This window comes from Amycolatopsis sp. NPDC114505, from assembly GCF_055633615.1.
Window position 1 is genome coordinate 2,278,766 of record NZ_JBVKDV010000001.1, and the last position, 17,616, is coordinate 2,296,381.

Sequence of the window (17,616 nt, forward strand, 5' to 3'; positions counted from 1 at the left end):
GTTGCGGGTGTCCGCGAGCGCGGATGATCCCGCGGTCTCCATAGTGTGACGTTTCACGTCCATGTGTCACACTGTATCGGTGAACGCGCTCATTGACCACCGCCTTCGACGGTCCTGGACTCCGGAAGCCGCCGACGCCGCCCGGCTGCCCGCGCGGGCGGCCAAGTGGCTTGAACAGCGTATAGGCCAGACGGCTCCCGGTGCTGCCCCGGCGGGTGATTTGCCGGTGGAAATACCGTCACCGAAACTGGACGAATCTGCTGTCAAAGCGCTGTCAGGCGTCGTGGGCACGGAAAACGTGCTGGTCGACGACGCGGCCCGGCTGGCGCGCGCGACGGGACTGTCCTACCTCGACCTGCTGCGCCGCCGTTCGCCCTCAGTGGACTTCCCGGTGCCCGACGCGGTCGTGCTGCCCGCCGGCCCGGACGAGGTCCAGTCGGTGCTCGACGTCTGCGTGCGGCACGACGTCGGGGTGGTGCCCTTCGGCGGCGGCACCTCGGTCGTCGGCGGGGTCGCGGCGCTGCGCGGCGAGAAGGCGGCGGTGATCGCGCTCGACCTCGTCCGCCTCGACGCATTGGTGTCGGTCGACGCCGAGTCGCGCCTCGCCGTGCTGCAGGCCGGTGTCCGAGGGCCCGAGGCCGAGCGCCTCCTCGGCGAGCACGGCCTGACGCTCGGGCACATCCCGCAGTCGTTCGAACGGGCCACGATCGGCGGCTTCGCGGCGACGCGCTCGGCCGGCCAGGCGTCGTCGGGCTACGGACGCTTCGAAGACATGGTCAAGGGTGTGCGCCTGGCGACGCCGCGCGGCGAGTGGAAGCTCGGGATCGCGCCGGCGTCGGCCGCCGGGCCGGACCTGCGCCAGCTCGCCATCGGCAGCGAAGGCACGCTCGGCGTGATCACCGAGGTGACGCTGCGGGTGCGCCCGGCGCCGCCGGTCAAGCGGTACGAGGGCTACGCGCTGCCCGGCTGGGAGGCGGGCCGCGAGGCCGTCCGCGACCTCGCGCAGCACCACGCGCTCGCCGACGTCACCCGGCTGTCCGACGGGGACGAAACCGAAGTTTCCCTGGCGCTGAACGCCGGTCTCAAGACGACGGCGTTGCGCAAGTACCTCGCCGCGCGCGGGGTGGCGCGGCCGTGCTTCCTCATCGTCGGCTGGGAAGGCACGGCGCACGACGTGGCCCTGCGGCGCCGCGAGACGGCGCGCCGGCTGAAGGCGTCGGGTGCGGTGCGCGTCGGCAAGGCGCTCGGCGAGTCCTGGCGGCACGGCCGGTTCGGCGGCCCGCGGCAGCGCGATGCCCTGATGGACCAGGGTGTCTGCGTCGAGACGCTGGAGACCGCGGCTTATTGGTCCACTGTGGACGAACTGCGGGACGACGTCCGGGCGGCGCTCACGGCGTCACTCGGCCCGTCCATCGTGATGTGCCACATCTCGCACGCGTACGAAACGGGCGCGTCGCTGTACTTCACGGTGCTGACGGCCCGCGACGAGGCGAACCCGGCCGGCCAGTGGCAGCGCGCGAAGGCGGCGGCGTGCGAGGCGATCACCGGGCTGGGCACGATTTCGCACCACCACGCCGTCGGCGTCGACCACGCGCCGTACCTGCGGGCGGAGATCGGCTCGCTCGGGGTCGAAGTGCTGCGCGCGGCGAAGTCGGCGGTCGACCCGACCGGGATCCTCAACCCGGGAAAGCTGGTCTGAGCACTTCGCACGGGACGCCGTGGCCGTCCGCGGCGACGCCGTCGAGCTTCGCCGCGGCGGCCTGCGGGACGTCGGCGGTGCGCACCGGCACGCCGTCCACCAGCAGCGGGTAGCGGATCGGCGCGGCGCCGACGTACGTGTGGACCTCGGTCAGGCGGGTGCCGTCTTCGAGCGTGATGTCGGGTTCGGTCAGCCGGGCCAGGTCGTAGCGCGTGCCACGGCCTTCGCAGCGGTCGAGCACGGCGAGCTGGTCCGGCGTCACGAACCAGATGGCGTGCTCTTCGACGCCGTCGAGCGCGGTGAGCGTGGCCGGGCGCTGGTCGTCGACGACGCGGAAGCCGGCGGCCCACACCGCGGCGAGCCCGCCGCACCGCGCGTGCGCGACGACGACCGGGCCTTCGAGCCCGAGGCGTGCGCGCAACCAGGTGATCTTCGACGGGTTCGCGTTCGAGCCGTACGCCAGCACGGCCATCCGGTCGCGCCAGCCGCCGGGCGCGGTGTCGAGCGGGTGCCCGACGCCGTCGACGTGCACGAACGAATAACCCGGCCGGGTGCCCGGGTAGGGCTCGGCCGGGTATTCGTCGTCGGTGAAGAGGGTCAGAAGGTCACCACGCTGCGCAGGACGTCACCGTGGTGCATGCGCTCGAAGGCCTGCTCGACGCCGTCGACGCCGATGCGCTCGGTGACGAACTTGTCGAGCGGCAGCCGGCCCTGCAGGTAGAGGTCCACGAGCATCGGGAAGTCGCGGCTGGGCAGGCAGTCGCCGTACCACGACGACTTGAGCGAGCCGCCGCGCGAGAAGAAGTCGATCAGCGGCAGGTCGTTGAGGCGCATCTCCGGCGTCGGGACGCCGACGAGCACGACCGTGCCGGCGAGGTCGCGGCCGTAGAAGGCCTGCCGCCAGGTCTCCGGGCGGCCGACGGCGTCGATGACGACGTCCGGGCCGAAGCTGTTCGTGGCGTCCTGCATGGCCTCGACGACGGCTTCTTCGCTGAGGTCCGTGCTGTTCACGGTGTGCGTGGCGCCGAAGTCCTTGGCCCACGCCAGCTTCCGGTCGTCCCGGTCGATCGCGACGATCGTGGTGGCACCGGCCAGCTTCGCGCCCGCGATGGCGGCGTCGCCGACGCCACCGCAGCCGATGACCGCGACCGAGTCACCGCGCGTGACGGCGCCGGTGTTGATGGCCGCGCCGAGCCCGGCCATCACGCCGCAGCCGAGCAGCCCGGCGACCGCGGGCTCGGCCTCGCGGTTCACCTTGGTGCACTGTCCGCTGTGGACGAGGGTCTTCTCGAGGAAGGCCCCGACGCCGAGCGCGGGCGACAGCTTGGTGCCGTCGGCGAGCGTCATGGGCTGGGCGGCGTTGAAGGTCGAGAAGCAGTACCACGGCTTGCCGCGCTTGCAGGCGCGGCAGGTGCCGCAGACGGCGCGCCAGTTGAGGATGACGTAGTCGCCGGGCTCGAGATCGGTGACGCCGTCGCCGACCGCCTCCACGACACCGGCGGCCTCGTGGCCGAGCAGGAACGGGAACTCGTCGTTGATCCCGCCCTCGCGGTAGTGCAGATCGGTGTGGCAGACCCCGCAGGCCTGCACGTTCACGACGGCCTCGCCCGGCCCGGGATCGGGGACGAGGACGGTCTCCAGCGAGACGGGCTCGCCCTTCGCTCGCGAAACGACCCCCTGGACCTCGTACGGCATGCGAATCCACCTTCCGGCTTTGCTGGCTCTGCCCGCAGCTAATCACGGATCATGCGGAGATGGCGACATCCGCATGAGTGAGGTTCGGTGATCGATGCGCAACATGTTGCGCTTCACGCAACTCTCATCCGGCGGCGGCGAGTGTGGGATGGTTCCTGCCATGGCGTTTGTGATCGGGCTTCCCTGCGTCGACGTCAAGGACCGCGCGTGCGTCGAAGAATGTCCCCTGGACTGCATCTACGAGGGGGCCCGGAGTCTCTACATCCATCCGGACGAGTGCTTCGAGTGCGGTGCCTGTGAGGCGGCCTGCCCGGTGGGGGCGGTCTCGTACGTGGAAGACCCCGCGCTCGCGCCGGACAACGGCCTGTTCTTCAGCGAGATCCTCCCCGGGCGCGACGCACCACTGGGTTCTCCGAACGGTGCGGCCGCGGTCGGCCCGCTGAACGCGGACACGGTCCAGGTCGCGGCGCTGCCGCCGCAGCGTCCGCCCGCCCGGCGGCCACCGCGGGAGAAGTCTCCGGACGGCGGCTGTGGCTGTGCCGACGATTCCGGCGGTCGGCGCGACCCGGGCTGAAGCGGGGCGTGCCTCCGGCCCCCGGATTCCACGCTACCCGGCGGTACCGACAGTTCCGGGTGGCTCAGGCAGGTCCATCGACGCCAGCCGCGCCGGGTCCGCCACCGCCGCGATCGCCGCGATCCGACCTTCCAGCACGGTGAACGCCACGACCGACAGCGGGGAGCCGTCCGGACGCCACGCCACCACGCCCGGCAGACCGCCGACCAAGACCTCCCGGCCGTCGTTGGCCCCGCCGAAGCGGGCTCCCGCCGCGACGTTCGTCGCTCCGAGGACCACCACCACGCCGTCCGGGGTGTCGACCGTCAGCCGCACGTCCGGATCCAGCACACGCAGCAGTTCCTCGAAATCACCGTCGCGGGCCGCCCTCAGGAACGCGTTCACCACCTCGCGCTGTTCCCGGCTCGCGGCAGGCGGTGACGGCGTCCGCACCTTCCGGCGGGCGCGGCTGGCCAGCATCTTGGCCGCCGCGGTCGACTTGCCGAGGATGCGGCCGATCTCCTCGAACGGCACCGCGAACAGGTCGTGCAGCACGAACGCCAGCCGCTCGCTCGGCCCGAGCGACTCCAGGACCACCAGCAGCGCGAGCCCGACCGAGTCCGCCAGCGCGACGTCGTCCTCCGGCCCTTCGTCGACCGTCACGACGATTTCGTCGTAGAGCGCCTCGGGCCGGGCTCGGCGCGAGCGCAGGACGTCGAGGCTGATCCGGCCGACCACCGTCGTCAGCCAGCCGTCGAGGTTGTCGATCGTCGCCGCGTCCTGGCGCGACAGCCGCAGCCACGCCTCCTGGACCACGTCCTCGGCGTCGGCGTGCGAGCCGAGCACCCGGTGGGCCACCGCGCGCAGCCGGTCGCGCTGCGCTTCGAAGGCCTCGGTCACCGTGTCGGGCATGTCGTTACCTTCTTCCGTTCGGCTCCGTCGTGGGGATGACGGGCCCGGAGGGGCACAGGTAACAAAGGGAGGACCGATGGAAGCACGGCTCAAGGACTCGGGGAACCCCGAGGTGTTCGGCGCGATCCAGCAGATCATCAAGGCGGTGCACGCCGGCGGCGTCGACCCGCTGGTGCTGGAGCTGGTCCACCTGCGGGCCAGCCAGATCAACGGCTGCAGCCCGTGCGTCTTCGGCGGAGTCCAGTCGGCGAAGAAGCACGGCGAGACCGAAGAGCGGCTGCACAACGTGGTCGCGTGGCGCGAGACGCCGTTCTACACCGAGCCGGAGCGAGCGGCGCTCGCGCTGACGGAGGCCGCGACCCGGCTCCAGGACGGTGAACCCGGCGTCACCGACGAGATCTGGGCGGAAGCCGCGAAGCACTTCGACGAGCGGCAGCTGTCCGCGATCACCTTGAACATCGCGCTCACCAACTTCTTCAACCGGATCAACCGCACGACGCGGCAGCCGGCCGGCCAGACCTGGTAGAAGCCGGCCGGTCGCCGCGCCGGTCCCGGGTCAGGCCGGGGTGATGATGTACGCGATGCCGCCGGGGCCGCTCGCCACGGTCCCGTCGGCGCGGTACCGCTTGGTCCGCTGCCAGATCTTCTCGAACTGGTCGCGCTTGTAGATGTTGCGCACGCGGTCGTTGCTGCTCGACGCCGGGTCGTTCGCGATCACGTCGCCGTCCTTCGTGAAGCCGACGACCACCATGATGTGCCCGGCCGTCCCGTAGCCCGCGCCGTCCAGCTCCGAAGCCAGGAACGACTGCGACGTGATCACCGGGATGCCGCGGGCGATGTAGCCCTCGAGCTCGTTCAACGAGTGCAGCCGCGTGATGTGCCCGCGCAGCCCGCGCGACGCCGCGTACGCCGTGTTGAACGGCCAGTTGCCGGTGCCGTCGTAGGCGTGGTCGTAGGTGTAGCGCGCCGCGAACGCCACCGACGGGTCGACGTAGTCCGCCGGGATCCAGGACATCTCCGCCGCCGACGGCTTCTTGCCCCAGTATTCGGCCACCATCTCGGTCGACGTCGGGCTGCACCACGCTTCGCCGCCCCCGCCGTACTGCGGGAACTGTCCTTTGTGGAGGTTCTGCGCGTACGCCGGCACCTTCAGCTCGATCCCGGTGGCACGGCCCGGCTTCGTCGTCCGCACATCGAAGCGGTCCGGCACGGCGGACGTCATCGCGCCCAGCGACGTCACCGACGGCGTCGCGCGCGAGCCCTTTTCGCGGTAGAGGCTGATCCGCAGCTTGTACGACTTCAGCGTCACGCCCGTCTTCGTCACCAGCGTGTCGACGTCGACCAGGGCGTTCGCGTCGTCCTGGCCGTCGACGCTGGTGCGCAGGATGTCCGTGTCGCCGCTGGCCCAGCGGCCCATCACGTACCACGCGGTTTCGGCGCCCGCCGGCGTCTTGCCCTGCGCCTCGACCTGCAGCCAGGTGTTCGCCGGCGTCCGCGCGTTCCAGGACGAGACCAGCTGCGTCGCGCCGAAGCCCTGCCGGTACGACGGTGACGTCCACTGGCCGTACTCGTACGTTCTCGTGGTGCCCAGCTCCGGCTCGATGTGCTCGACCGTGCCGGCCGGACGCGTGATGCGCAGGCCGTCGTGGGTCAGTGCGAGCCCGGCGAAGTGGCCTTCGTAGAAGCCGCCGCCGTTCCACTCGTGGTAGTCGATCGACTCGTCTTCGCCGGGCCGGGCGGGCGAGGCCTCGGCGACCTGCGCGGTTACAGCTGTTAACACAACCACTGACAATAAGGTGAACAACTTGCGTGCGCGCATCCCGGCTCCCTGATCGACCCACCCAGTAGGCAGGGATTTTCGCCGGTCGGGCCGGGTATGTAAACAGGTACCTACAGGACGGCCTGCGTCTGTGTCACTTTCGCGACCAACTTGCCGCCGTCGTCGTGGATCTCCGTCTCCACCACGACGAACTTGCGGCCGGCGTGCAGTGGTCTGGACGACGCAACGGCGTAGCCCGAACGCACGGCACGCAGGAAGTTCGTCTTCGACTCGACGGTCGTCGTGCCCTGCGCGCCCTCGGGGAGGTTGAGGAACGCGCACACGGCACCGGTCGAGTCGGCCAGCGCCATGAGCGCGCCCCCGTGCAGCACGCCGCCGAGCGTGCAGAGGCTCTCGTCCCACTTCAGCCGGGTGCGGACGAGTGCCTTGCCGTGCTCCAGCACCTCGACGCCGAGGCGCTCGGAGAACGGCATGGTGCGGTGGAAGAGCTGGGTGCCCTCGGGATCGGTCATGCCCCGCAGCCTGCCCGAAGACCGGCCGCGGGGCGATTACCTCCGGGGTAACGCGCTCAGCTCAGCGGGTTCACCAGCAGCAGCTCGGTGTTGTGGTCGGTGGCGGCCCCGACGCGGCCGAGGTCGACGTGGATGTCGTTGTACGACAGCTCGCGGTACAGCGACGCAAGCGCTTGCGGGGTCCGGGCGCCGTAGTCCACCGCGTACGGTGCCTCGGCCTCGATCAGCGTCGTGAACAGCGACAACGTGCCGTCCGCGTTGTCCGCGACCTCGACGATCCGGGCCTGCTGCGGGAAGTCGACGTGCGACGCCGTGTTGATCTCCCAGAAGCTCTGCTGCGGCGTGCTTCCGGCGTGCGGGGTGATCTTGTTGAGGTGCGTGTGGCCGTTGACCCACGCCAGCACGTTCGGGAACCGCTTGAGCAGCGCGACGAACGCGTTGCCGTCCAGACGCGGGTCGAGCAGGTGGCGCGAGTCCGGCAGGACGTTGCCCATCGAGCCGCTGGTGTGGTGGCTGAACAGGAGGAACAGCTCGTCGGTGACGGCGTGGGTGGTCTTGCGCCCGAAGAAGTCGTAGTACGTCGAGCTGTTGCGCTTCAGCGTCGCCTCGACCCAGTTGTACTGCGCGAGGCCGATCGAGCCGTCGGCGAACCCGGCGTCGGTCGTCGTGTCGAGGCTGATCCCGGTGATGCCCGGCGCGATCCGGAACGTGTAGTAGACGTTCTTGCCGTCGGCGTTCGAGCTGCTGAAGCCGTGCCCGACGGGACCGGGCCCGGTGTTGGCCGAGTCGAGGTGCGCGCGGACGAACTCGCCGGTGTCGAACGGGCGACGCCGCGCGTCCGGCGTGATCTCGCGGATCGTGCCGCTGCCGCCGAACAGCTCGGCGATCGGCACGCTCGAGCCTGGCTTCTTGATGGCGTCGGCGAGCTTCTTCGCGGTGCTCTCGTCCTTGCCGATGACCTTGTACTTCCCGGTGTACCAGGCGTCGATGCCGGGGATCTGCGCCGGCAGCGAGCCGACGATGCTGTCGTCGTGGTTGCCGAAGGTGCAGAACCACGGGACGTCGAGGCCGGGCGCGGTGAACGTCCCGATGCCCGCTTCGAGCAGGCCGGGAATCTGCGGGAAGCCCTTGGCCGTGTAGTCGTCGGTACCGGGCTTGCCGGGGTTCCAGAACTCGTGGTTGCCGGAGTTCTGGACGCCTTCGTAGGCGTTCGTGGCGCCGGAGTTCGGCGTGACGGTCCCGCCGTTGAGGACCTTGAGGAACCAGTCGAGCTCGATCAGCTCGTGGTTGTCGGTGTTGTCGCCGGTGGTGACCATGAGGTCGAACGGGCGCCCGGTGAACGGGCCCTGCCGCACGCTGTTGACGCGCTCGACCAGCGCGCTGGTGGCGACGGTGCCGAGCGCCTCCTGTGGCCGGTGCGCCGAGCCGATGAAGGGGTGCAGGTACTCGAAGCGCGCGGGGCTTTCGGTGTCGGTGATGTGCAGGTCGGTGAACTGCACGAACGCGCCGAGGGCGCGGCGCCGGTCGTCGCGGCCGGTCTGCGGGGCGGCGAGGTCGCTCCGGACGGCCAGCGGCCAGCCGGGTCCGGCGGACAGGCGGCTGTAGCTCGCGGTGCCGCCGCCCGTGGCGACCTGCTCGAGGGTCGTGCCGGCGGTGCTGACCGAGCGGGTGCTCGTGAGCCGCAGGGCGCGGTCGAGCGCGTTGGCGGTGGGCGTGCACAGCAGCAGTCCGAGACCGGCGGCGCCCGCGGTGGCGAAGGTGCGCCGGGTGAGTTCGGCCATGGTTGTTTCGCTCCCCAGTTTCTCGGTTGCCCAGCACCGTGCCGGACGCCGGTGTCCGGGCGGTGAACGTGACGTTTCGAGCCACCTTGTCACAGGTGTCGGGGTGGGGTGTACCGCCGAAGGTCGTGGTCAATTCCGCCGGGGAACGGTCAGGAGTAGAGGCCGAACCCGGCGGGTGCACTCACGACTTGGAAGTAGAACAGGATCACGATCGCCGCCGGGACCACCGCGATGATGCCGCAGGACAGGCCCGCGATGCCCATTCCCTTGCCTGTGTAGCCCGGGCGGTAGGCCTGGGCCAGGCCGCCCCACGAGAGGCCGATCGCCAGGAAACTGAGGACCAGGTTGACGAACGGGACCAAGAACAGGACCAGGGCGACGATGCCGACGACCATGCCCGCCACCGCCAACCCGCTGGTCGTCGGTGGCCGGCCTGCGGCCAGCGGGCACGGCTGGACGCACTGCTTCGGCTGCCGGTAGGGGTCGAACTCGGTCATCGCGAACCTGTTCCCGCCGTTACCCGGAGTCGTCGGCGCTCCGGCTCCGGGCGTCACGTCAGCAGTAGAAACCGCAGGTCGTCGTCACGGTCGCCGCGGCGGTGAAGAAGATGACCATGAAGATGATCGCGGGGATCATCGCGATGATGCCGGTCACCAGGCCGGCGATGCCCATGCCGCGGCCGGTGTACCCGGGCTTGGCGGCCTGCGTGAGGCCGGCCCAGGAGAGGCCGATCGCGAGCAGGCCCATCAGCACGTCGCCGAACGGGATCCAGAACCCGAGCAGGGCGAGGATGCCGACGACCATGCCCGCGACGCACAGCCCGCTGGTGCGCAGCATCGGGTAGGGGACCGCCACCGCCGCGTACGGCTGCGCGGGAAAGGGCGCGGAGATCGGGTTCTGCTGGGGCTGCCAGGAGGGCTGGACCGGGATCGGCGCGTTCGCCGCCGGGTCTTCCGGGTGCGGCGGCGGGTAGTGGTCGGGCGTGGTCATTCGAGCACCTGCTTCCTTCGGGACGTTCCCGGAGTCGGCCGCTGCCCGCGACGTGTTACGACCCGCCCAAACCGGACTCCGTCACCCCGCGCACCAGGTATCGCTGCAGGAACGCGAACAGCAGCACGATCGGCAGGATCGACACCGCCGCCGCCAGGAACAGCAGGTCGAGCTGCGGGTTCTGCGCCGTCAGCAGTCCCGACAGCGCCACCTGGACGGTCCACGAATCGGGGGACTGGGCGATGATCAGCGGCCACAGGAACGCGTTCCAGCTGCCGATCACCGTGATCACCGCGATCGCCGCGAAGAACCCCCGCGAGTTCGGCACGACGATCCGCCAGAACACGCCCCAGCGCGTCAGCCCGTCGACCCGTCCCGCCTCCTCCAGCTCACGCGGGAAGTCCAGGAAGTACTGCCGGAACAGGAACACGCTGAACGCGCTGAAGAGCCCGGGGATGACCAGGCCGCGGAAGTCCGACAGCCAGCCGAGCGTCGAGACGACCACGAAGCTCGGCACGAACGTCACCGACGTCGGGATCATCAGCGTCGCCAGCACCGCGTAGAACACGATCCCGGAATGCCGGTACGGGATCCGCGCCAGGCCGTAGCCCGCCAGCGAGCAGAGCACGAGGAGCCCGACCGTCTGCAGCACCGCCACGATCGCCGAGTTCAGCAGGCTCCGCGCGAACGGGACGTCGTCCAGGGCGAACAGCCGCGAGAAGTTCTCCCAGTGCACAGTGGACGGGAAGAGCGTCCACTGTGGAGCGGTGATCTCCGCTCGCGACGCCAGGCCGTTGCGCACCAGCAGGTAGAACGGCAGCAGGAACAGCGCCGCCGCGATGATCAGCGCCGTCCACCGGAAGAAGGCCCTCATGACGCACGTCCGAAGCGGAAGACGCGGCCCTGCAGCAGCGTCACGAGCGCGATGATCAGCGCCAGGATCACCGCGCCCGCGCTGCCGCGGCCGAGGTCCTGGCCGCCCGAGCCCAGCGACGTGTAGTACAGGTACACCAGCGGCGGCCGGGCGAACGGCGGGTAGCCGCGGGCGTCGCCCATGATGTTGTAGAACTCGTCGAACGCCTGGTACGCGTTGATCAGGTTCAGCAGGAGCACCGCCACGGCCGTCGCGCGCAGCTGCGGCAGCGTGATGTACCGGAACACTTGCCACCCCGGCTTCGCGCCGTCGAGCCAGGCCGCTTCGTAGAGGTGGTGGGGGATCCGTTGCAGCGCCGCGATGAACAGGATCATGTAGAACCCGAGCTGCAGCCACAGCCGCGCCGTCACGAGCACGATCCAGTACAGCGGCGGGTTCACCGTCCCGGTCCAGGCCACCGGGTCCGCGCCGAACAGGCCGAGCACCGTGTTCGCCAGTCCATATCGGACACCCGAGAACAGCGACGTCTTCCAGATCAGCGACGCGACGACGTACGAGCACGCGAACGGCAGGAAGAACACCGACCGGAAGAACGTCCGCGCGAACTCGAGCCGGTTGACGCCGAGCGCGAGCGCCAGCGACAGGACGAACGTCAGCGGCACGATGAACAGCGCGAACACGCTGAACGTCCCCAGGCTCGACAGGAACGGCTCGTCGGTGAGCATGTGCCCGTAGTTGTCCAGCCCGACGAAGTCCGTCGGCGTCACCGTGTTGCGCGCGTCGAAGAAGGACAGGTACGCGCTCCAGCCGATCGGCAGGTACGCGAAGACCGCGAGCCCCAGCAGGAACGGCCCGACGAACAGCCAGAACGCGCGCGCGTCGCGCCCCTTCATCCGAACAGGCGCTTGAGTTCGGACTTGGCCACCTCGACGGCCGTCTTCGTCTGCGCGACCGGGTCCGCCCCTTCCTTCGCGATCTTCGCGACCGCGTCGGACAGCGCCGTGTTCGACTGCTGTGTCCACACCGGACCGCCGACCAGGTGGCTGTTCTCCTTGACGAACTTCGCGGCGTCGGCGGCCGGTCCCGTCTTGAGGCTGTCCGCGCGGCCGGTGAGGCTCTGGCGCGCCGGGACGTGGAAGCCGAACTTCGTCGCGAACTCCAGCTGGTAGTCGGTCCGGTCGATCCACAGCCATTTCACGAACGCCTTGGCCTCGGCGACGTGCTCGCTCTTGGCGTTGACCATCGCGCTGTACGCGCCGACCGGCACCGACGGCGCGCCGCTGCCGTCCAGCCGCGGGAACGGCAGCACGCCGAAGTCGTCGTCGAACGCGTCGCGGATCTTCGGCACGTTCCACAGCCCGGTCCACTGCATCGCCGCGAGCCCGTCGATGAACGCGCCCGGGTCCGACCAGTCGGCCGGCGCGCCGAGCAGCAGCGAGCCGTTCGAGTTGAGCGTGTGCAGCTTGGCCAGCGCGGTCGCCGCGCGCGGGTCGTCGAAGCCGACTTCGCGGTTGCCGTTCTTCAGGTAGTCGAGGCCGGCCGACCACAGCAGCGGCCCGGTGAGCACGCCGACGCCGCCGTCGTTGCCCGCGAAGAGGCCTTTGACGCCGTCCTTCGAGAGCTTGGCGGCCGCGTCGACCAGCTCGTCGACGGTCTGCGGCGGCTGCACGCCCGCGGCCTGCAGCAGGCTCTTGCGGTAGAAGAGCACCTGCGTGTCGATGGCCTGCGGGATGCCGTAGACCTTGCCCTCGATGGTCTGCGCGGCGAGCACGGCCGGGCTGAAGTCGCCCTTCGCCGGGCCGACGACGTCATCGAGCGAGACCACCTGGTTCTGCCGCACCCAGTCGATCTTGACCTGCGCCTCGAAGACGTCCGGCACCTTGCTGTTCTGCAGCGCGGTGACGATCTTCGAGTCGTAGTCGCCCGGGTTCCACTGGACGTTCACGGCCGCGCCCGGGTACGTCGCGGCGTACCGCTTGACCGCTTCCTGGACGCCGTCTTCGCCGTACGCGTGGTACCACTGCTGGAGCGTGACCTTGGGCGCGTCCGAAGGCGGCGGACCCGCCGAGTACGCCGTCGACGGGGGCGCGGTGCCCTGCCGCCCGGTGTTCGACCCGCACGCCGCGGTCAGCGCGCCGGCTCCCGCCAACGCCAAGAACTTGCGCCTGTTATGCATCCCCAGAACCCCTCCGACGTGCTCTGAAGGCCACCATGAAGGCGTTAGATTCCCTCATGGTGGCCGTCTCGAGCGTGAAGACTCGCCGGAGATTTACCCGTTAGAGCTGGGCGATGTCGAGCTTTCCCTCGGAGTAGGACGCGCGGATCCGCTTCTTGTCGAACTTGCCGACGCTCGTCTTGGGCACTTCGTCCACGAACGTCCAGTTCTCCGGCAGCTGCCACTTCGCGACCTTGTCGCTGAGGAAGTCGCGCAGCTCCTCGGGCGTGGCCGTCTGGCCTTCCTTGAGCACGACGGCGACCAGCGGCCGCTCGTCCCACTTCTCGTCGGGGATGCCGACGACCGCGGCCTCGGCCACCGCCGGGTGGCCCATGACCTGGTTCTCCAGGTCGACCGAAGAGATCCACTCGCCGCCGGACTTGATGACGTCCTTGGCACGGTCGGTCAGCGTGAGGTAGCCGTCCGCGCTGATCTTGCCGACGTCACCCGTGCGCAGCCACCCGTCGTGGAACTTGTCCGGGTCGACCTGGTCGCCGCCGTAGTACGCGCCCGCGATCCAGGGGCCCTGGACCTCGAGCTCGCCGACGGCCTCGTTGTCCCAGGGCAGCACCGCGCCGTCGTCGTCGATCAGCCGCGCGGTGACGGCCGCCGGGAAGCGGCCCTGCGTGTAGCGGTAGCGCCAGGCCTCGTCGCCGGTCGCGGACGCCGGCGGTCGCGCGACGCTGCCCAGCGGCGACGTCTCCGTCATGCCCCAGGCGTGCAGGATCGAGACCTTGTGCTTCTCCTGGAACGCGTGCATCAGCGACGGCGGCACCGCCGACCCGCCGACGACGACCTCGCGCAGGTGCGAGATGTCCTGCGGGTTCGCTTCGAGGTGGGCGAGCAGGCCCTGCCAGACGGTCGGGACCGCGCCGGCGAACGTCGGCTTCTCGGCGGCCAGGAGCGCGGCGAGCGGGGCCGGCTGGAGGAACCGGTCCGGCATGACCAGGGACGCGCCGACCATCAGCGCCGCGTACGGCAGGCCCCACGCCATCGCGTGGAACTGCGGCACGATCGCCAGCGCCTTGTCGTGCTGGGCGAGGTTCATGCTGTCGCTCATGCAGACCTGCATCGAGTGCAGCCAGATCGACCGGTGCGAGTAGACGACGCCCTTGGGGTCACCCGTCGTGCCCGAGGTGTAACACATCGCGGCCGCGGACCGCTCGTCGATCTCCGGCCAGTCGAAGGTGTCCGGCTGGCCGGCCAGCAGGTCGGCGTAGGAGTGCACCTGGACGCCGTCCGGTGCTTGAAGCGCCGCCGCGTCGCCGTTGGCCACGATGACGTGCCGGACCGTCTTGAACTCCGGTAGCTGCTTGGCCAGCAGCGGGACCAGCGTGCCGTCGACGATGACGACCTGGTCCTCGGCGTGGTTGGCGACGAACGTCAGCTGCTCGGGGAACAGGCGGATGTTCAGGGTGTGCAGCACGGCGCCCATCGCCGGGACGGCCAGGTAGGCCGCCAGGTGCTCGGCGTTGTTCCACATGAACGTGCCGACGCGCTGGTCGCCGGTCACGCCGAGGCTCCGGAGCGCGTTCGCGAGCCGCGCGGCGTGCTTGCCGAGCTCGCCGTAGCTCTCGCGGCGGGCTTCTGAACCGGTCCAGGTGATGACTTCGCTCGCCGAGTGCACCGACGTGCCGTGGCGGAGCAGGTTCGCCAGCGACAGCTGGCCGTCCTGCATGGTGCTCAACATGGTCGCTCCCGGGGGTTGTTCGCCGGTGAACTGGGGTTGGGCCGACTCTAGTGCGGATCGGGTGAAGCGGGCATGGTCAACAACGGCTCCGTTCGGTCACGGTCGTCCCGCGATCGGGCGACAACCGGACGGTGATCATGATCATCAATTTTCCGCCCTTTCCTTATATGCAAGTAAATGCACGCTGTAACGGAGGCTCCCCTTCCGGGTGAGTTGAGCCACGCCGGCCGGTTCTTGGGAGCGTTTCCGCAGGCCGGAGCGGGTTGCCCGGTATCACCTCGGGGGGTAATAAGTGCGTGTCGGTTGCACGGCCGTGAAGCCGGTGGCGTTTACTGGGGCCGTGGTAAGAGACGGCTGGCCAGCGCTTGCATCAGCAAGCACGTCGAAAAGCCGTCGGCCGCGAAAGCGGAGACCTGAGAGGAAAGGACTACTACGTTGGCTCTGCCTACGTTGACTCCGGAGCAGCGCGCTGACGCCTTGGCCAAGGCCGCCGAGGCTCGCAAGGCGCGTTCGGAGCTGCTCGCGTCGATCAAGTCCGGCAAGGAGAGCATCGAAAAGGTGCTCAAGCAGGCCAAGGAGAACAAGACCATCGGGAAGACGAAGGTCACCCAGCTGCTGAAGGCCGTCCCCGGTCTCGGCGCGGTGAAGGTCGCCGCCCTGCTCGAGCAGGCCGGCATCGACCCGGACCGGCGCGCCGCCGGCCTGGGCGAGCGCCAGCGCGAGGCGCTCATCGACGCGCTCAAGTAGCCGTCATCAGGAGCTCCCGCGAGGGGAGTGTCGCTCGTGACACTCCCCTCGCGGATCTCCCGAAGCCTGGGACGCTGGTGAGGTGAGCTCACCTGATCCGGCGACCCCGGCACTCGACCTCGCCGCCCGCTACCAGCGTGGCGACTTCTTGTTCACGACGGCCTCGCGCGCGCTCCTGGCGCAGGGCACCATCCGGACCGTCACCGAGACGGACCCCCGCCGGCTCGCCTCGGTGATCCCCGGCGTGCTGGCCGAGACCGGTGCCCCGCTGGCCGTCGGCGTCCTCCCGTTCGACACCGGGCCCGACACGAAGGTGCCGGGCCACCTCGTCGTGCCCCGGACCGTCCACCGGTCGGAAGGGGCGCCGTCGCTGCCGCGTGAGGTCCTGCCGGCGCCCGTGCGGGTGCGTGCGGTGCCTTCGCCGGCGCGGCACATGGAGGCCGTGCGCGCCGCGGTGGCTGCTCTGGAAGCGCGTGACCTGCGCAAAGCCGTCCTGGCCCGTGCGCTCGACCTGGAGTTCGACCTGCCGGTGTCCGCCGAGAGCATCGTGCGCAACCTGGCGGTCGGGAACCCCCGGCACTTCACGTACGCGGCCGAGCTGCCCGGCGGACGCTCGCTCATCGGCGCCACGCCCGAGCTGCTGCTCCGCCGCACCGGCCGCACGGTCTTCTCATCGCCCCACGCGGGCTCGATGCCCCGCTTGGCCGACCCGGTGGCCGACCGCGCCAACGGCGAGGCGCTGCGGGCGTCCCGCAAGGACCAGCTGGAGCACGCGGTGGTGATCGACTACCTGGTCGAGGCGCTGCGGCCGTTCTGCCGGACCCTCGAGGTCCCGGCGGAGCCGGAGCTGGTCACGACCCCGGCGATCTGGCACCTGCGCACCCCGATCACGGGCGAGCTGGCCGACCCGGACGTGACGGCGCTCGACCTCGCGGCGGCGTTGCATCCGACCCCGGCGATCTGCGGCACCCCGACCGAGGGAGCGCGCGAGCTGGTCCAGGAGCTGGAGCCGTTCGACCGCGACTACTACGCGGGAGCGGTCGGCTGGGTCGACGCCGCGGGCGACGGCGAGTGGGCGGTGGCGATCCGCTGCGCCGAGATCGCGTCGACGTCGATGCGCCTGTACGCGGGCGGCGGCATCGTCCCGGCTTCGGACCCGCAGGCGGAGCTGGACGAGACGACGGCGAAGTTCCGCACGCTGCTGAGCGCGATGGGCCTGGAGGACAGCGTCTAGGGGACCCGGAGGACTCGGCGTGTTCGGCCGCCTGGACCACGCGCCGGTGCGCGGCCGGGTCGGCCTGGGTGCTCCGAGCGATCCGCTGCCACGATTCCGGCGTTTCGACGAGGTCGGTGAGGCTCAGCGTTTCCCGGGCGACATCGAGGGCACGCCGGGGAAGTCCTGGCCGAATCGGGGTGCGTCCGCGGGGAGCAACGCCCGCGCCCGGAGCGCCGCCGGTGACTACCGCGTCTAGGGGACCCAGAGCTCCTCGGTCACCGACAGCTCGTCGGTGGTCAGGACCGCGATGGCCGCCCGGTAGCCGTCTGCCGCCTTCAGGTCCACCAGGCGGGTCGTCGCCGGGTCCAGTGCCGGGTCTCCCGACGAGACCAGCCGGGCCGGTTCGTCGTAGCGGGAGAACGTGATGCTCTTCAGCGGGATGCGCAGGCCCTTGCCCGTGGCCTTCATCACGGCTTCCTTGCGCGTCCAGTAGACGAAGAACGCCGCCGCCTTCTCCTCGTCGGTCAGGCCCGCCAGATGCGCCGTCTCGGCGGGGCTCAGGGCGTACTCGATCAAACCGTCGTCCGCGCGACGGCCGGCCGTCTCGACGTCCAGGCCCACCGGGACCGACGGGGTCGCCGCCACGCCGATCAGCTCGCCCGAGTGGGAGATCGACAGCGTCAGGTCCGCGCCCGGGATCCGCGGCCTGCCGTGCGGCTTTCCGCAGTCTTCGCAGGTCGCGTCGAACTTCACCGAGTCCACCGGGACGCCGAGCCGCTCCGCCGCCACCGTCTTCGCCAGCACGCGGCCGGTGAGGAAGCGCCGCTTGTCCGCGTCCTGCCGGTACGCCTCGAACCGGCCTTGCTCGACGTCGTCCAGCAGGCGCAGGAAACGCTCTTCGGCGGGCAGCGGGGACGACCAGCGGACCACGATCTCCATCACCCCGCCGATC

At 70.3% G+C, this 17,616-nt stretch carries 18 protein-coding genes and 1 pseudogene; 5 read left to right on the top strand and 14 right to left on the bottom strand.

The window, feature by feature from the left end; translation table 11 throughout:
* Window positions 1–79 precede the first annotated feature (79 nt).
* The gene (locus ACZ7OU_RS11400; RefSeq protein ID WP_470254991.1) at window positions 80–1,699 is read left to right on the top strand and encodes an FAD-binding oxidoreductase; all 1,620 of its coding nucleotides are present in this window, start codon (window positions 80–82) and stop codon (window positions 1,697–1,699) included.
* On the opposite strand, the gene ACZ7OU_RS11405 is transcribed toward ACZ7OU_RS11400, so the two are convergent.
* Both ACZ7OU_RS11405 and ACZ7OU_RS11410 read right to left on the bottom strand, forming a co-directional pair.
* The gene (locus ACZ7OU_RS11405) at window positions 1,677–2,231 is read right to left on the bottom strand and encodes a gamma-glutamylcyclotransferase family protein (protein WP_470254992.1); all 555 of its coding nucleotides are present in this window, start codon (window positions 2,229–2,231) and stop codon (window positions 1,677–1,679) included. The two genes, ACZ7OU_RS11400 and ACZ7OU_RS11405, sit on opposite strands and share 23 nt — an antisense overlap.
* 65 nt (window positions 2,232–2,296) lie before the next feature.
* Window positions 2,297–3,394 (bottom strand): S-(hydroxymethyl)mycothiol dehydrogenase, encoded by a 1,098-nt coding sequence (locus ACZ7OU_RS11410; protein WP_470254993.1) that lies wholly within the window; start codon window positions 3,392–3,394, stop codon window positions 2,297–2,299.
* Between the two features lie 160 nt (window positions 3,395–3,554).
* Between ACZ7OU_RS11410 and fdxA the strand changes: the two genes are divergently transcribed.
* Window positions 3,555–3,968 carry a ferredoxin gene (gene fdxA / locus ACZ7OU_RS11415; protein ID WP_470254994.1) on the top strand — a complete coding sequence of 138 codons (414 nt, stop codon included), beginning with the start codon at window positions 3,555–3,557 and terminating at the stop codon, window positions 3,966–3,968.
* Window positions 3,969–4,001: 33 nt separating this feature from the next.
* On the opposite strand, the gene ACZ7OU_RS11420 is transcribed toward fdxA, so the two are convergent.
* Window positions 4,002–4,859 (bottom strand): sigma-70 family RNA polymerase sigma factor, encoded by an 858-nt coding sequence (locus ACZ7OU_RS11420; protein WP_470254995.1) that lies wholly within the window; start codon window positions 4,857–4,859, stop codon window positions 4,002–4,004.
* Between the two features lie 76 nt (window positions 4,860–4,935).
* On the opposite strand from ACZ7OU_RS11420, the gene ACZ7OU_RS11425 reads away from it, so the two are divergent.
* Window positions 4,936–5,385, top strand: coding sequence for a carboxymuconolactone decarboxylase family protein (locus tag ACZ7OU_RS11425; RefSeq protein ID WP_155540748.1), 450 nt, complete (start codon window positions 4,936–4,938; stop codon window positions 5,383–5,385).
* Window positions 5,386–5,415: 30 nt separating this feature from the next.
* Here the strand turns inward: ACZ7OU_RS11425 and ACZ7OU_RS11430 are convergent, their stop codons facing one another.
* The 9 genes from ACZ7OU_RS11430 to ACZ7OU_RS11470 form a co-directional block, all read right to left on the bottom strand.
* A complete protein-coding gene (locus tag ACZ7OU_RS11430) occupies window positions 5,416–6,678 on the bottom strand; it encodes a peptidase C39 family protein (RefSeq protein ID WP_470254996.1) in 1,263 nt (420 codons plus the stop codon).
* Between the two features lie 71 nt (window positions 6,679–6,749).
* Window positions 6,750–7,151, bottom strand: coding sequence for a PaaI family thioesterase (locus ACZ7OU_RS11435; protein WP_470254997.1), 402 nt, complete (start codon window positions 7,149–7,151; stop codon window positions 6,750–6,752).
* A gap of 56 nt (window positions 7,152–7,207) precedes the next feature.
* Window positions 7,208–8,932: a TIGR03767 family metallophosphoesterase gene (locus tag ACZ7OU_RS11440; protein ID WP_470254998.1), complete on the bottom strand. Its 1,725-nt coding sequence runs from the start codon at window positions 8,930–8,932 to the stop codon at window positions 7,208–7,210.
* A 149-nt stretch (window positions 8,933–9,081) separates the two neighbouring features.
* Window positions 9,082–9,429, bottom strand: coding sequence for a DUF4190 domain-containing protein (locus ACZ7OU_RS11445; RefSeq protein WP_470254999.1), 348 nt, complete (start codon window positions 9,427–9,429; stop codon window positions 9,082–9,084).
* Window positions 9,430–9,487: 58 nt separating this feature from the next.
* Window positions 9,488–9,922, bottom strand: coding sequence for a DUF4190 domain-containing protein (locus ACZ7OU_RS11450; RefSeq protein WP_470255000.1), 435 nt, complete (start codon window positions 9,920–9,922; stop codon window positions 9,488–9,490).
* Window positions 9,923–9,977: 55 nt separating this feature from the next.
* A complete protein-coding gene (locus tag ACZ7OU_RS11455) occupies window positions 9,978–10,796 on the bottom strand; it encodes a carbohydrate ABC transporter permease (protein WP_470255001.1) in 819 nt (272 codons plus the stop codon).
* Window positions 10,793–11,689 carry a carbohydrate ABC transporter permease gene (locus tag ACZ7OU_RS11460; RefSeq protein WP_470255002.1) on the bottom strand — a complete coding sequence of 299 codons (897 nt, stop codon included), beginning with the start codon at window positions 11,687–11,689 and terminating at the stop codon, window positions 10,793–10,795. The genes ACZ7OU_RS11455 and ACZ7OU_RS11460 overlap by 4 nt, the downstream gene beginning before the upstream one ends.
* On the bottom strand, window positions 11,686–12,972 hold the full coding sequence (locus ACZ7OU_RS11465; protein ID WP_470255003.1) for an ABC transporter substrate-binding protein: 1,287 nt from the start codon (window positions 12,970–12,972) through the stop codon (window positions 11,686–11,688). The genes ACZ7OU_RS11460 and ACZ7OU_RS11465 overlap by 4 nt, the downstream gene beginning before the upstream one ends.
* Before the next feature lie 100 nt (window positions 12,973–13,072).
* Window positions 13,073–14,701 (bottom strand): long-chain fatty acid--CoA ligase, encoded by a 1,629-nt coding sequence (locus tag ACZ7OU_RS11470; RefSeq protein ID WP_470255004.1) that lies wholly within the window; start codon window positions 14,699–14,701, stop codon window positions 13,073–13,075.
* Between the two features lie 435 nt (window positions 14,702–15,136).
* Here ACZ7OU_RS11470 and mihF point away from each other — a divergent pair, with 435 nt between their 5' ends.
* Together mihF and ACZ7OU_RS11480 are read left to right on the top strand one after the other, a co-directional pair.
* Entirely contained in the window at window positions 15,137–15,448 is a 312-nt protein-coding gene (mihF, locus tag ACZ7OU_RS11475; RefSeq protein WP_026468624.1) for an integration host factor, actinobacterial type, read from the top strand.
* Between the two features lie 82 nt (window positions 15,449–15,530).
* Entirely contained in the window at window positions 15,531–16,682 is a 1,152-nt protein-coding gene (locus tag ACZ7OU_RS11480; RefSeq protein WP_470255005.1) for an isochorismate synthase, read from the top strand.
* 46 nt (window positions 16,683–16,728) lie between these two features.
* Here the strand turns inward: ACZ7OU_RS11480 and ACZ7OU_RS11485 are convergent.
* Window positions 16,729–16,929, bottom strand: a pseudogene (locus ACZ7OU_RS11485) (DUF6247 family protein); the annotation flags it as partial.
* A complete protein-coding gene (locus ACZ7OU_RS11490; protein WP_470255006.1) occupies window positions 16,917–17,603 on the bottom strand; it encodes a 4'-phosphopantetheinyl transferase family protein in 687 nt (228 codons plus the stop codon). The gene ACZ7OU_RS11490 and the pseudogene ACZ7OU_RS11485, both read right to left, overlap by 13 nt.
* Window positions 17,604–17,616: the final 13 nt, after the last annotated feature.